The sequence below is a fragment of the Lysobacter helvus genome (assembly GCF_018406645.1).
In the GTDB taxonomy this organism is placed as follows: domain Bacteria; phylum Pseudomonadota; class Gammaproteobacteria; order Xanthomonadales; family Xanthomonadaceae; genus Noviluteimonas; species Noviluteimonas caseinilytica.
The window spans coordinates 650,638-664,178 of sequence record NZ_AP024546.1; the positions used below are offsets into that span (position 1 = coordinate 650,638).

The 13,541-nt window shown below is 69.9% G+C and carries 14 protein-coding genes; 11 read left to right on the forward strand and 3 right to left on the reverse strand.

Going from position 1 to position 13,541, the window contains the following annotated elements:
• Window positions 1–33: 33 nt before the first annotated feature.
• The 11 genes from LYSHEL_RS03300 (at window position 34) to LYSHEL_RS03350 (ending at window position 10,005) form a co-directional block, all read left to right on the forward strand.
• Entirely contained in the window at window positions 34–1,248 is a 1,215-nt protein-coding gene (locus LYSHEL_RS03300) for a glycosyltransferase (RefSeq protein WP_213435637.1), read from the forward strand.
• Complete coding sequence (locus LYSHEL_RS15970; RefSeq protein ID WP_244858644.1) at window positions 1,245–1,727, forward strand: hypothetical protein; 483 nt, start codon at window positions 1,245–1,247, stop codon at window positions 1,725–1,727. Before LYSHEL_RS03300 ends, LYSHEL_RS15970 begins: the two co-directional genes overlap by 4 nt.
• Window positions 1,728–1,895: 168 nt before the next feature.
• On the forward strand, window positions 1,896–2,462 hold the full coding sequence (locus LYSHEL_RS03310; RefSeq protein WP_213435639.1) for a sigma-70 family RNA polymerase sigma factor: 567 nt from the start codon (window positions 1,896–1,898) through the stop codon (window positions 2,460–2,462).
• Window positions 2,459–3,229, forward strand: a complete 771-nt coding sequence (locus LYSHEL_RS03315; RefSeq protein ID WP_213435641.1) for an anti-sigma factor — start codon at window positions 2,459–2,461, stop codon at window positions 3,227–3,229. Before LYSHEL_RS03310 ends, LYSHEL_RS03315 begins: the two co-directional genes overlap by 4 nt.
• Window positions 3,230–3,298: 69 nt before the next feature.
• Window positions 3,299–4,225: an acyl-CoA desaturase gene (locus LYSHEL_RS03320; protein ID WP_244858645.1), complete on the forward strand. Its 927-nt coding sequence runs from the start codon at window positions 3,299–3,301 to the stop codon at window positions 4,223–4,225.
• Window positions 4,225–5,529: an NAD(P)/FAD-dependent oxidoreductase gene (locus tag LYSHEL_RS03325; RefSeq protein WP_213435643.1), complete on the forward strand. Its 1,305-nt coding sequence runs from the start codon at window positions 4,225–4,227 to the stop codon at window positions 5,527–5,529. The genes LYSHEL_RS03320 and LYSHEL_RS03325 overlap by 1 nt, the downstream gene beginning before the upstream one ends.
• Window positions 5,526–6,299 (forward strand): DUF1365 domain-containing protein, encoded by a 774-nt coding sequence (locus tag LYSHEL_RS03330; RefSeq protein WP_213435645.1) that lies wholly within the window; start codon window positions 5,526–5,528, stop codon window positions 6,297–6,299. The genes LYSHEL_RS03325 and LYSHEL_RS03330 overlap by 4 nt, the downstream gene beginning before the upstream one ends.
• Complete coding sequence (locus LYSHEL_RS03335; protein WP_213435647.1) at window positions 6,296–7,570, forward strand: SAM-dependent methyltransferase; 1,275 nt, start codon at window positions 6,296–6,298, stop codon at window positions 7,568–7,570. Before LYSHEL_RS03330 ends, LYSHEL_RS03335 begins: the two co-directional genes overlap by 4 nt.
• A 1-nt stretch (window position 7,571) precedes the next feature.
• Window positions 7,572–8,348, forward strand: a complete 777-nt coding sequence (locus LYSHEL_RS03340; protein WP_213435649.1) for a DUF1295 domain-containing protein — start codon at window positions 7,572–7,574, stop codon at window positions 8,346–8,348.
• 38 nt (window positions 8,349–8,386) lie between these two features.
• Window positions 8,387–9,472, forward strand: a complete 1,086-nt coding sequence (locus LYSHEL_RS03345; RefSeq protein WP_213435651.1) for an SAM-dependent methyltransferase — start codon at window positions 8,387–8,389, stop codon at window positions 9,470–9,472.
• A complete protein-coding gene (locus LYSHEL_RS03350) occupies window positions 9,469–10,005 on the forward strand; it encodes a lipocalin family protein (protein ID WP_213435653.1) in 537 nt (178 codons plus the stop codon). The genes LYSHEL_RS03345 and LYSHEL_RS03350 overlap by 4 nt, the downstream gene beginning before the upstream one ends.
• A 4-nt stretch (window positions 10,006–10,009) precedes the next feature.
• On the opposite strand, the gene LYSHEL_RS03355 is transcribed toward LYSHEL_RS03350, so the two are convergent.
• The 3 genes from LYSHEL_RS03355 to LYSHEL_RS03365 are packed head-to-tail and all read right to left on the reverse strand — an operon-like array spanning window position 10,010 to window position 13,540.
• Entirely contained in the window at window positions 10,010–11,686 is a 1,677-nt protein-coding gene (locus LYSHEL_RS03355; RefSeq protein ID WP_213435655.1) for a response regulator, read from the reverse strand.
• On the reverse strand, window positions 11,676–12,530 hold the full coding sequence (locus tag LYSHEL_RS03360) for a sensor histidine kinase (RefSeq protein ID WP_213435657.1): 855 nt from the start codon (window positions 12,528–12,530) through the stop codon (window positions 11,676–11,678). The genes LYSHEL_RS03355 and LYSHEL_RS03360 overlap by 11 nt, the downstream gene beginning before the upstream one ends.
• Window positions 12,527–13,540: an ATP-binding protein gene (locus LYSHEL_RS03365; protein ID WP_213437552.1), complete on the reverse strand. Its 1,014-nt coding sequence runs from the start codon at window positions 13,538–13,540 to the stop codon at window positions 12,527–12,529. The genes LYSHEL_RS03360 and LYSHEL_RS03365 overlap by 4 nt, the downstream gene beginning before the upstream one ends.
• Window position 13,541: the final 1 nt, after the last annotated feature.

Below are 13,541 nucleotides of genomic sequence, written 5' to 3' on the forward strand. Positions count from 1 at the left end.
AAAACAGTCACACGCGCGCCATACCGTGCGCGCATGGACCTGCTCATGGTGTCGGACGTCTATTTCCCGCGGGTCAACGGCGTGTCGACGTCGATCCGCACGTTCGTCCGCGCGCTGGTCGCGCTGGGCCACCGGGTGACGCTGGTTGCGCCGGACTACGGCGCGTCGGACGAACAGACCGCGCGCGACACGGAGTTCGGTCCCGCCTTCGACGTGATCCGCGTGCCGGCGCGCGTGTTGTTCTTCGATCCGGAAGACCGCTTGATGACCGCGCGTGCGTTGCGTGCCGTCGAAGCCCGCCTCGCGTCGCGCCGCTTCGACGCCGTGCACGTGCACACGCCCTTCCGCGCGCATGGCGTCGGCGTGCGCCTCGCCCGCGCCTCCGGCGCGCCGGTGGTGGAGACCTACCACACGTATTTCGAGGAATACATCGCGCACTACCTGCCGTGGTGTCCCTCGCCGTTGCTGCGGCTGGTCGCACGGCGCCTGTCGCGCAAGCTGTGCCACGAGGTCGACCACCTCATCGTACCGACCACCGAGATGGAGGCCGTGCTGCGCACCTACGGCGTGCGCACGCCTGCCACGGTGCTGCCCACCGGCATCGACCTCGACGAATTCCAGGGCGGCGACGGCCAACGCTTCCGCGCCGCGCAGGGCCTCGCGCCCGGTGCGCCAGTGGTCGCGACGGTCAGTCGCCTCGCGATCGAAAAGAACATCCCGTTCCTGCTGGACGTCGTCGCGCGGGTCGTGCGCGACGCGCCCGCACTCCGCTTCGTCATCGCCGGCGAAGGCCCCGATGAGAAACGCTTGCGCACGCGCGTGCGCACGCTGGGCCTGGACGCCAACGTGGTCTTCGTCGGCAACCTCGATCGCCGCACCACGCTGCTCGACTGCTATCGCGCGGCGGATGCGTTCCTGTTCGCCTCGCCCACCGAAACGCAGGGCCTGGTGCTGATCGAAGCCATGGCGCTCGGCATCCCGATCGTATCGACCGCGGTGATGGGCACCGCCACCGTCTTGCGGAAGGCGCGCAGCGCGGTGGTGAGCGGCGAGCACGTGGAAGAATTCGCGCGCCACGTGTTGCGCGTGCTGCGCGACGACACCTTGCGCATCGCCTTGTCCGCCGCGGGTCCGCGCGATGCCGCGGCGTGGGACAACGCACGCCTGATCCAGCGCGCGCTGGAGGTCTACGCCACGGCGCGGCCCGACGCGGCCGCCCTCTCGATTCCCCTGGAAGAACGCGCATGAAGCGACGCACCCTGGCCTTGGTCCTCGCCTGCTTCGTCACCGGCGCGATCGCCGCGACGACGTGGGTAGACCTCGAACATCGCTTCACGAAGGAACAGCTGCACGCCACCGGCCTGGACACGCTGACCGCCGCGCAGCTCGCCGAACTCAACCGTTTGCTGCGCGACGACGCCGAGGCTGCGCCTGCGCCCGTCGCCGCCTCCGCGCCGCACGCCGAGCGCGAACCCGAACGCTCCCGCTTCATCGGCTTCAACGACGAGCCGATCGAAAGCACGCTGGTCGGCACCTTGAACGGTTGGGAACCCGGCACCGAGTTCGCACTCGCCAACGGCCAGCGCTGGAAGGTCCTCAAGGGCCACTACACGCTGTCGAAACCGCTGCAGGCGCCGAAGGTGAAAGTGGTGCCCGGCGCGGCGGGCCGCTGGTTCTTCCGCCTCGACGACGACACCCCCGGCGCGCGCGTGTACCGCGTCGACTGAGCCGCGCCCCCCTGAATCCGCACCGCCCTCCGCCGCGTAAAGGCGGACATGCACCCGCACCCGGTCCGGCGTCCCGTCCCCACGTTCCCCCTTCACGGCACGTGGCTTAAGGTTCGCCGGACACCGCGGCGCCCTGCCGCACCCCGATTCGCAGGACGCGCGCGCCCCATGACCGACCTCGTGTTGCCCGAACGCAACGCCGACGCCATCGACGCGCTGCTCGCGCGCGTGGCCGGCGGCGACCGGGCCGCGTTCGAAGCTCTGTATCGCGATGCCGCGCCGCTGCTGCTCGGCATCTGCCTGCGCGTGCTGCCCGATCGCGCGGAAGCCGAGGACGTGCTGCAGGACGTGTTCGTCACGGTGTGGCGCAAGGCCGCGCAATTCGACGGCGCCCGCGCGCGTGCGCTGACGTGGATGGGCGCGATCGCACGCAACCGGTCGATCGACCGCCTGCGCGCAATGCCGAATGCCCCGCGCGCGCCGATGGAACTCGCCGAGGAAGCGCCCGACCCCGCGCCCTCGCCCGCCATGCAGGCCGAGGCCAGCGCTGACAAGGCGCGCCTGGACGACTGCGTCGAGCAACTCGAACCGCGCCGCAGGCAACTCATCCGCACCGCGTTCTTCGAGAACGTCACGTATGAAGAACTCGCGGCGCGCACCGGGTCGCCGATCGGTTCGATCAAGAGCTGGATCCGGCGCGGCCTGCAGCAACTCAAAGCGTGCCTGGAACGATGAACGTCGCCGCCGACCGCCTCGAACCCGACGTGCCGCGCGACGACGACCTGTTCGCCGCCGAATACGCGCTGGGCGTGCTCGACGCGAACGAGCGCATCGAAGCGCAGGCACGCATCGCGCGCGATCCGGCGTTCGCGGCCCTGGTCGCGGCCTGGGACGCGCGCTTCGCTGCCTGGTTGCTGCGTGCACAACCGCAGGCGCCCAGCGCGCACGTCTGGCCGCGCGTGCGTACGTCGCTCGGATGGGCGTCGGTCGGCGACGACACGCGCCCGGGCCGCTGGAACGATGTGCGTACGTGGCGCCTTGCCACCGCGCTCGCCGCAGCCGCCGCCATCGCCGCGATCAGCTTCGCGTTGCTGCAGCGTCCCGCGCCGCCCGCACCGCCGCAGGTCGTCGTGGCGCCGCCCGCGCCTGCACCGACGACGCCCGCGCGCCCCGTCACCGTGCTCGAACGCGACGACGGCAGCACGGGCTGGATCGCCTCCATCGACCCGGGCGCCGCGCAGGTCCACCTGGCGCCCGTGCCCGTGCCGGCCGATGCGCAGGGTCGCGTGAACGAGCTGTGGGTCATTCCCGCGGGCAAGGCACCGATCTCGCTGGGCCTGGTCTCGACCGACAAGGCGCAGACCATCGACGTGCCGGCCGCCGTGCGCGATGCGTTGCGCGTCGGCGCGACGCTCGCCGTCACGCTCGAACCGCTGGCCGGCATCCCGCATGCGGCCCCGTCCGGACCGGTCGTGGCGAAGGGCGGCATCGCGCAGATCTGACCTGGCAGGTGCATCCACCGGGGCGTCCCGTCCGTAACACGGACAGGACCGCGCTCCAGGAGGGATGCCATGGCCGTTGCCCAGACCGTCGCCGCGACGATGCGGCGCTGGTTCGACACCACGACGCAGGTGCCCGGCGAACGCGAAGGTCGCATCGACTGGTTGCGGGCTTCGCCGTTCGTCGCGATGCACCTGGCGTGCCTGTGGGTGTTCTCGGTCGGCGTGTCGGCGACCGCGCTGTGGGTCGCGGCGATCGCCTACGCGGTGCGCATGTTCGCGCTCACCGCGTTCTACCACCGCTACTTCTCCCACCGCACGTTCCGCGCCTCGCGCACCGTGCAGTTCGTCTTTGCATTGATCGGCGCGGCGTGCGTGCAGCGCGGGCCGCTGTGGTGGGCCGCGCACCATCGTGACCACCACCGCCACACCGAGACCGCGCGCGATCCGCATTCCCCGCGCGTGCATGGCTTCCTGTGGAGCCACGCCGGCTGGTTCCTGACGCCCGCGGCCTTCCGCACCAACCTGGCGCGCGTGCCGGACTTCGCGCAATACCGCGAACTGCGCTGGCTGGATCGCTTCGATACGGCCGTGCCGGTGCTGTTCGCGATCGCGCTCTACGCGGCGGGTGCCTTGCTCGAACGCTACGCGCCGGGCCTGCACACCAACGGGCCGCAGCTGCTGGTGTGGGGGTTCTTCGTGTCCACCGTGGTGCTGTTCCATGCGACGGTCACGATCAACTCGCTCGCGCACCGGTTCGGCCGGCGCCGCTTCGACACGCGCGACGACAGCCGCAACAACGCATGGCTGGCGCTGATCACCTTCGGCGAAGGCTGGCACAACAACCACCACTTCTTCCCGGGCACCGTGCGCCAGGGCTTCCGCTGGTGGGAAATCGACCTGTCGTACTACGTGTTGCGCGCGATGGCGGCGGTTGGCCTGGTGCGCGACCTCAAGCCGGTGCCCGCCTGGGTGCTGGCGAGGGCGAAGGCGCCCTGATGCGCATCGCGGTCATCGGTTCCGGGATCTCCGGCCTCGCCAGCGCGTGGCTCCTGTCGCGCCGGCACGCGGTCACGCTGTTCGAAGCGGACACGCGCCTGGGCGGGCACACGCATACGCACATCGTGAAGGTCGATGGCCAGGCGGTGGCGGTCGACACGGGCTTCATCGTGCACAACCGCGCGCACTATCCGTTGCTCTCGCGCATGTTCGATGCGCTGGGCGTGCAGACGCAGCCGACGACGATGGGATTTTCCGTCAGCAACGCGCGCAGCGGGCTGGAATACAACGCCACCTCGCTCGATGGCCTGTTCTGCCAGCGTCGCAACATCGCCTCGCCGCGCTTCCTCGGCATGCTGCGCGACCTGGCACGCTTCTACCGCATCGCCCCTGCGTTGCTGGACGCAGGCGCGGGCGATCCGACGCTGCGCGAATTCCTGGCGCAGCATCGCTTCGGCCAGGCGTTTCGCGACGACCACCTGGTCCCGATGGCGTGCGCCCTGTGGTCGTCGCCTGCCGCCACCATCCTCGAATTTCCCGCGCGGCATCTCGTCTGCTTCATGCACCAGCACCAGATGCTGCAGGTCTCCGGGCGCCCGGAATGGCGCGTCGTGCGCGGCGGGTCTTCGCAATACATCCGCGCGCTCGAACGCGACTGGCGCGTCGACGTCCGCCTGGGCACGCCGGTGCGGCGCGTGCGCCGCGATGTCGAAGGCGTGGAAGTCCAGGTCGATGGCGGCGGGGAGCGATTCGAGGCCGTGGTGATGGCGTGCCACAGCGACCAGGCGCTGGCGCTGCTGGGCGATGCGGACGCAACCGAACGCGCGGTGCTCGGTGCGATTCCCTACCAGGCCAACGACACCGTGCTGCACACCGATGCGTCGCTGCTGCCGCGCCATCGCAAGGCGTGGGCCGCGTGGAATGCGCACGTGCCCACCGATGCCACCGGGGCCTGCACGGTGAGCTACTGGATGAACGCGCTGCAATCGCTGGAGGTCGGCACGCCGTTGATCGTCACGCTCAATCGCACGACGGACATCGATCCCGCCAAGATCCTGGCGCGCATGTCGTACACGCACCCGGTGTTCACCCGCGCCGCGGTCGCCGCGCAGGCCTTGCGGCCCACGATCCAGGGGCGCGCACGCACGTGGTACGCCGGCGCGTACTGGGGCTGGGGCTTCCACGAAGACGGCATGCGCAGCGCGGTGGAGGTGGCTGAATTGCTCGGCGTGCGCTGGTGCGTCGAAGGCATCGGGACGTCGATGCCCGACCCCGTCGACGCCCCATCCCGGGAGGCCGCATGAACGCCGTCGTGCACAGCGCCCTGTACGAAGGCGGCGTGCGCCATCGCCGCTTCCTGCCGCGCGCGCATGCGTTCGGCTACCGGATGGCGCAATTGTTCCTCGACCTCGACGAAGTCGACGCGATCTTCCGCGGACGCTGGCTGTGGTCGGTGGATGCGCCCAACCTCGCCGAGTTCCGGCGCGCGGATTTCCTGGGGCCGGCGACGCAACCCTTGAAGGACGCCGTGCTCGCGCGCGTCGAAGCGCAGACGGGCACGCGCCCGAGCGGCCCGGTGCGCCTGCTCGCGCACCTGCGCTACGGCGGCCATGTCTTCAACCCGGTCTGCTTCTACTACTGCTTCGAACGCGACGGCTCGCTCGCCGCCATCGTCGCGGAGATCACCAACACGCCGTGGGGCGAACGCCACGCCTACGTGCTGCCGGTCGCCGAGGCCGCGCGTGCGGGCCGCGCGCTGCGGTGGGACTTCGACAAATCGTTCCACGTCTCGCCGTTCATGGGCATGGCGCGCGCGTACGACTGGCGCTTCACGGTTCCGGGCGAAGACCTGCGCGTGCACATGCGGGTGCTGCGCGAGGGCGCGTGCGAATTCGACGCCACGCTCGCGCTGCAACGCCGCCCGCTCGACGGCCCGGCGCTTGCGCGCGTCCTGTGGCGCTACCCGCTGATGACCGTCCAGGTGATCGGCGCCATCCATTGGCAGGCGTTGCGCTTGTGGTGCAAGCGCGTACCGATCCATTCCCATCCCCGTTTGCAGGAACCGCTGGCATGAATGTCCAAGTCAATGTCGTCCCGCTGGCGCGGCCGCGCTGGTCGCCGCTGGATCGCCTGCTCCGCGATCGGCTGCTGCACACGCTGGCCGGCCTGCGGGGCGGCACCCTGCAGGTCCACGATGCCTTCGGCACCACGCTGCTGGGCGACGGGACGTTCCCCGCGCTCGAACTGCATGTCCACAACGCCGCGTTCTACCGCCTCGCCGCCGCCAGCGGCAGCGTCGGCGCCGCGGAGGCGTACATCGACGGTGCGTGGGACTGCAACGACCTGGTCGCGCTGGTGCAGGTGCTCGTGCGCAACCGCGCATTGCTCGATGCGATGGAAACCGGCCCCGCGCGCCTGGGCGGCGCCGCCTTGCGCCTGTGGCATGCGGCACGACGCAACACGCGCGCCGGTGCGCGGCGCAACATCGCGGCGCACTACGACCTCGGCAACGATTTCTTCGGATTGTTCCTGTCCGACGACCTGATGTACTCCTCGGCGATGTTCGCGCGCGAGGACGACACGCTGGAAGTCGCTTCGCGCCGCAAGCTGGATCGCATCTGCCGCAAGCTTCAGCTCGCGCCGGGCGATCGCGTCGTGGAAATCGGCACGGGCTGGGGCGGCTTCGCGCTGTTCGCCGCGGCCAACTACGGGTGCCACGTCACCACGACCACGATCTCGGGCGAACAGCACGCGCTGGCCACCGCGCGCGTGGCGGCCGCGGGTTTGCAGGATCGCGTGACGCTGCTGCGCGAGGACTACCGCGACCTGCGCGGCGACTACGACAAGCTGGTGTCGATCGAGATGGTGGAAGCGATCGGCGCCGCGCAGCTGCCCGGCTACTTCGAACGCATCGGTGCGCTGCTGCGCCCCGGCGGCCTGGCGCTCGTGCAGGCGATCACCATCGAGGACCACCGCTACGCACGGGCGCTGCGGTCGGTGGATTTCATCAAGCGCCATGTGTTCCCGGGCTCGTTCATTCCTTCCCTCGCCGCGTTGATCGACGCGAAGACGCAACGCAGCGACCTGGCGCTGCTGCACGTGGAGGATTTCGGGATGTCGTATGCGCGCACGCTGCAGGCCTGGCGCGAACGCTTCGAGGCCCGCTTGCCCGAGGTCTTCGCGCTGGGGCACGACGCGCGCTTCGCGCGCCTGTGGACGTTCTACCTGGCGTATTGCGAAGGCGGGTTCCGCGAGCGGTCGATCGGCGTCGCGCAACTGGTGTTCGCGAAACCCGGGGCGCGCGATGCAGGCGCCGTGCCTGCGCTCGATGCGATCGAGGCCTGAGATGGACTTCTTCGCGGACCATCCGCTCTCGCCGCTCGCGCTCACGTGGGCCCTGGCCGCCCTGGCGCAGGCGCTGGCGTGGGCGTGGCAGCGCGCGCATCGCAATGCGGGGATCGTCGATGTGGTGTGGGCATTCGGCGTCGGCGGCGCGGCCGTCCTCGTCGCGGCGCTCGGGGATGGCGCGGTCCTGCCGCGCGTGGCGCTCGCGCTGCTCGGCGGCGCGTGGGGCCTGCGGCTCGGGCTGCATCTCCTGCGGCGCGTGCGGGGCGAAGGCGAAGACGGACGTTATGCGCAACTGCGCGAACGCTGGGACGGCGACCAGCGCAAGTGGTTCCTGTTCTTCCAGGCGCAGGCGCTGCTCATCGTGTTGTTCGCGGTGCCGCTCCTCGCCGTGGCGCGCAATCCGGTAACGGCGTGGACGCCGTGGTTGGTCGCGGGGATCGTGGTGTTCATCGCCTGCGTCGCGGGCGAGGCGGTCGCCGATGCGCAGCTCGCGCGCTTCCGCGCCGACCCCGCGAACAAGGGACGCACCTGTCGCAGCGGGCTGTGGCGGTTCTCGCGCCATCCCAACTACTTCTTCGAATGGCTGCACTGGTTCGCGTACGTGCTGCTGGCGATCGGCTCGCCGTGGCATTGGCTGGCGTGGACCGGGCCCGGGGTGATGTACGTGTTCCTGCGCTACCTGAGCGGCGTGCCCTTCACCGAGGCGCAAGCGCTGCGCACGCGCGGCGAGGACTACCGCGCCTACATGCGCGACACGCCGATGTTCTTCCCCTGAATCCCGAAACCGCCCGCCAAGCCTGCACGGAGCGCGCCATGAACACTGCCATCGAACACCTCGAGCCGCACCACGATGCGCCCGCGCCCGGCCTGCTCGGCCTGGCCGAACGGGGCTGGTTGCCCGATGCCGCGGTGCGCCTCGGCATCCGCAGACTGTGCGCGCAGCGGTTGCGCGACGAACGCGCGGGCGGACCTGCCCAACAGGAAGCCACGCTGCAGGCGCACCTGCGCATGCTGCGCAGCAGTCCGGTGGCCGTGCACGTCGATGCGGCGAACCGCCAGCACTATGAGCTGCCGGCCGCGTTCTTCCGCGCCTGCCTCGGGCCGCGCATGAAGTATTCCGGATGCCTGTATCCGCGCGGCGACGAAACGCTGGCCGAAGCCGAAGAGGCCATGCTGGCCGCGTATGCCGAGCGCGCGCAGCTGGAAGACGGCCAGGACATCCTCGAACTCGGCTGCGGCTGGGGCTCGCTCACGCTGTGGATGGCCGGGCGCTATCCGAATGCACGCATCACCGCCGTTTCCAATTCCAACGCGCAGCGCCAGCAGATCGAAGCCGTCGCGCGCGAACGCGGGCTCGCCAACGTCCGCGTCGTGACCAGCGACGTGAACAAGCTCCTCTTGCCCGCGGCGCACTACGACCGTTGCATCTCGGTGGAGATGTTCGAACACATGCGCAACTACGCAACGCTGATGGCACGCATCGGCGACTGGCTCCGCCCCGGCGGCGCGCTGTTCGTCCACGTGTTCTGCCATCGCACGCTGCTGTATCCCTTCGAGACGCAGGGCGAAGACGACTGGATGGGCCGGCACTTCTTCACGGGCGGCCTCATGCCATCGGCGGACACGCTGGCGATGTTCCAGCGCGACCTGCACCTCGAGCACCGCTGGCTCGTCGACGGCACGCACTACCAGCGCACGGCCAACCACTGGCTGGCGCGCCAGGATGCCGCGCGCGACGAAGTGCTGGCGATCCTGCGCGAGGCCTACGGCGATGCGGCTCCGCTGTGGGCGCAACGCTGGCGCATGTTCTGGATGGCGTGCGCCGAGTTGTTCGGCTACGACGGCGGCCGCGAATGGATGGTCGCGCATTACCGCTTCCGCAAGGAGGAACTGCGATGAAACGTTTCGGCAAGCTGGGCAGCGCGTTGCTGGGCTCGATGCTCTCGGTGACGGCGTGCGCCTCCGACGCAACGCCGCCCACGGTCCCGCCCGTGGCCCGGGTGGACATCGACCGCTTCATGGGCGACTGGTACGTCATCGCGCACATTCCCTCCAGGCAGGAGCGCGACGCGTGGGGCGCGGTGGAGCGCTACGCGAAGAACGCCGATGGCACGATCGGCACGACGTTCCGCTTCCGCAAGGGCAGCTTCGAAGCGCCGGTGCAGACAATGACGCCGAAGGGCTTCGTGCGCCCCGGCACGAACAACGCCGTGTGGGGCATGCAGTTCTTCTGGCCGATCCGGGCCGAGTACGTGATCGTGGACCTGGCGCCCGACTACAGCAGCACGATCGTGGCGCGCAGCAAGCGCGACTATGCGTGGATCATGGCGCGTACGCCGCGCATGCCGGCGGCGCAGTACGAGGCAGCGGTGCGCAAGCTGCAGGCAATCGGTTACGACACGACGAAGCTGCGCAAGGTGCCGCAGCGCTGACGACTCAGGCGCCGATCGCGCCCACCGGTCGCGTCACCATGCGCGCCACTTTCGACAGCAGCGCGTCGGCCTCGTAGGGCTTGGTCATCATGTCCATGTTCTCGCCGAGGAAATCGCCCACCGCGAGCGTGTGCTTCGCGTAGCCGGTGAGGAACAGCACCGGCAACGTCGGGCGCCACGCGCGCGCGGCCTCGGCGAGCTGGCGGCCGTTCATGCCGGGCAAGCCGACGTCGGTGAGCAACAGGTCGAGGGACTGGTCGCTGCGCAGGATTTCGAGTGCGCGTTCGACATCGGCCGCCTGCAGGCAGACGTAACCGAACATCTGCAGCAGCGTCGAGGTGAGCTGGCGCACCGTGTCGGAGTCTTCGACGACCAGGATGGTCTCGCCGTTGCCCGGGATGTCCGCCAGCGCATTCGCGGGGCTGCGCACCGGATCGGTGGCCAGCGTGCGATCGTTCGCCAGCGGCAGCAAAAGCGACACGCACGTGCCCGCGCCCGGCTCGCTCGTAATGCGCGCCGTCCCGCCGCTCTGGCGCGCGAAGCCGTAGGTCATCGACAACCCCAGCCCCGTGCCCTGCCCGATCGGCTTGGTGGTGAAGAACGGATCGAACACCTTGTCCAGCAGTTCCGGCGCGATGCCGGTGCCGTCGTCGGACACGCTGACTTCGACGTAGTCGCCGGCCGGCAGCACATCGGCGCGCGTGGGCGACACGCGCCGCGTCGCGATGCGGATGGTGCCGCCGTTGGGCAGGGCATCGCGCGCGTTGACCGCGAGGTTGAGCACGACGTTCTCGAGCTGGTTGGCATCCACGCTCGCGATGCCCGCTTCCGGATCGAGGTCGAACTGCAGGGCGACTTGTTCGCCGATCGTGCGGTGCAGGAGTTCTTCGAGCGACAGGATCCGCAGGTTGACGTCCACCGCGCGCGCATCCAGCGGCTGCTGGCGCGCGAACGCGAGCAGGCGATGCGTGAGCGCGGCCGCGCGGCGCGCGGCGTCCAGCGCGGTGGCGGCGTGGGCCTTGGCGGCCTGCGCGTGCCCGGTGTCGATCTCGTGGCCCATCAGGCCGAGCGAGGTGATGATCCCCGTCAGCAGGTTGTTGAAGTCGTGCGCGATGCCGCCGGACAGTTGCCCGAGCGCATCCATCTTCTGCGCCTGCATCAGCTGCTGTTCGGTGCGCTCGCGCGCGGAGATCTCGTCGGCCAGCGCGGAGTGCGCCGAATCCAGCCGCTCCGCGTGCACGCGCGTCTCGCGCTCGCGCAGGGATTCTTCGGCGGCGCGCACGCGCAGCAGCGTGCGCACGGTCGCGAGCAGCACGTTCGGGTCGACCGGATGCACCAGGTAGCCGTCGGCGCCGCCTTCCAGGCCCGTCACCATGTCGCGCGTGTGCGTGGAGGCGGCGGAAATATGCACGATCGGCAACAGGGCGGTGACCGGATCGGCGCGCAGCAGCCGCACCATGTCGAAGCCGCTCATGTCCGGCAGGTTGATGTCGAGCATCGCGACATCGACCATCCCTTCGGCGATGCGCGCCAGGCCCTGTTCGCCGGTGCCCGCTTCGATCACGCGGTAGCCCTGGCGACCAAGCACGCGGCCCATCGCATAACGCGTGGCCGGGTTGTCGTCGACGATCAGGATCGTCGGCAGGCCGGGGTGCGCCGCGTCGCTGGGGTCAGGCGACATCGCCCGCCTCCGGACCGGCCAGCGCCACCGGCAGCACCACGTAGAACGCCGACCCCACGCCGACTTCGCTGCGCATGCCGACGTGTCCGCCCAGCAGCTCCGCGAAGCGCTTGGACAACGCCAGGCCCAGGCCGGTGCCGCGCACGCGGCGCTGGAGCGGCGAGTCGATCTGGCTGAAATCCTCGAACAGCTTGTCGTGCAGTTCCGGCGGGATGCCGATGCCCGTGTCGGTCACGGTGAAGCGCACCCAGTCCGCATCCTCGGACGCGGCTTCGATGCGCACGGTGCCCGACGGCGTGAACTTGAGCGCGTTGGAAATGAAGTTGCGCAGGATCTGCGCGACCTTCTTGTTGTCGGTGTACAGCGCCGGCATGCCTTCGGGTTCTTCGAAGACCAGGTCGACGTCTTCGCCTTCGACGATCGGGCGGAACATGCCGCGCAACGCGGCGAACAGATCCACCATCTCGAACCAGCCCGGCGAGATCGTCACGCGCCCGGCTTCGATCTTCGCCAGGTCCAGCAGGTCGTCGACCATCTCGGTCAACTCGCCCGCGGCGCTGCTGATGAAGCGCACCTGCGTGTGCTGCTCGCCGTTGAGCGGGCCGTCGAGTTCGTCGTCCAGCAGGCGCGTCATGCTCAGGATGGATCCGAGCGGCGTGCGGAACTCGTGGCTCATGTACGACAGGAACCGGCTCTTCAGTTCGGAGGCTTCGCGCAGTTCTTCCGCCTGCTTGTCCAGTTCGGCGTACAGCGCGACGACGCCCTGGTTGGTTTCGTCGAGTTCGGTGCGCAGCGCGTCGCACTCGGCGCGCAGCGCTTCAACGTCTGATCCGGACTGCGTCATCGCGAATGTCCAAGTGCGAGTGCCACCACGGTGGCGTCGTCGCGGCCCCGGTCGTGGTCGCGCAACAGCACCGTGGCGACGACGGCCGGATGCCGTCCCAGCAAATCCGGGTAATCGCGCAGGCTCCAACGCGACAGCAAGCCGTCGCTGTGCATGATCAGCAGGCGGCCGCGCGATTCCGGGAAGTCGAAGGTCTGCATCTTGCGGTACTGCGTGCCGACGATGCCGGGATGCGAGGCCAGCCCGCGCGAGCCCTGCCCGTTGTGCGTCGCGGCGGACAGGTTGCCGATGCCGGCGAAGCGCAACGCACCGGAGTCGCCGTCGTAGCGCGCCAGCGCGACGGCGCCGCCGCGGGAGCCGTGCATCGATTGGTGCAGCGACGCCATCAAGGTGTCGGGTTCGCCGAGCGGATCCGCATCGAATCCCGCGACGCCTTGTTGCGCGGCGTCGTGCGCAAGAAGGCCGTGCCCGAGCCCGTCGATCATCAGCACGTTCGCTTGCGTGCCGTCGAACGCGATGCGCCAGGCATCGCCGCTCACCGATTCGCCGTGCACCGCGTGCGCCGCCGCGCCGTAGCGCAGGTCCTGGTGCGGCGTGCCCCGCTTGTACAGGCGCGCCAGCACCACGGCGCCGCGTGCGTCGGCATACAGGTCCATCACGTCGGACTGGCGCGCGACCGCACCCAGCCCGATGCCTTGCGTGCCGCGCGTGGAGAAGCCATCGTCGAAGCAGGCCGCGGCGTCGAAGCCGGGGCCCTTGTCGACCGATACGATTTCGAGCCCCGTGCCCGCCGGCGAAGCGACCTGCTGCAAGCGCAGCTCGCCGCGTTGCGCGTGCTTGAGGATGTTGGTCGCCAGCTCCATCGCCACCAGCGATGCACGCCCGGCATCGACCTCGTCGAAGCCGAGCGATTCGGCGAGCTGCTGCACCACGCGGCGCGCCTGCCCGACGCGGCTGGCGTCGTCGACCGGGATCGTGCGCGGCAAGCCGCCGGCGAGGACGGCAGGCACG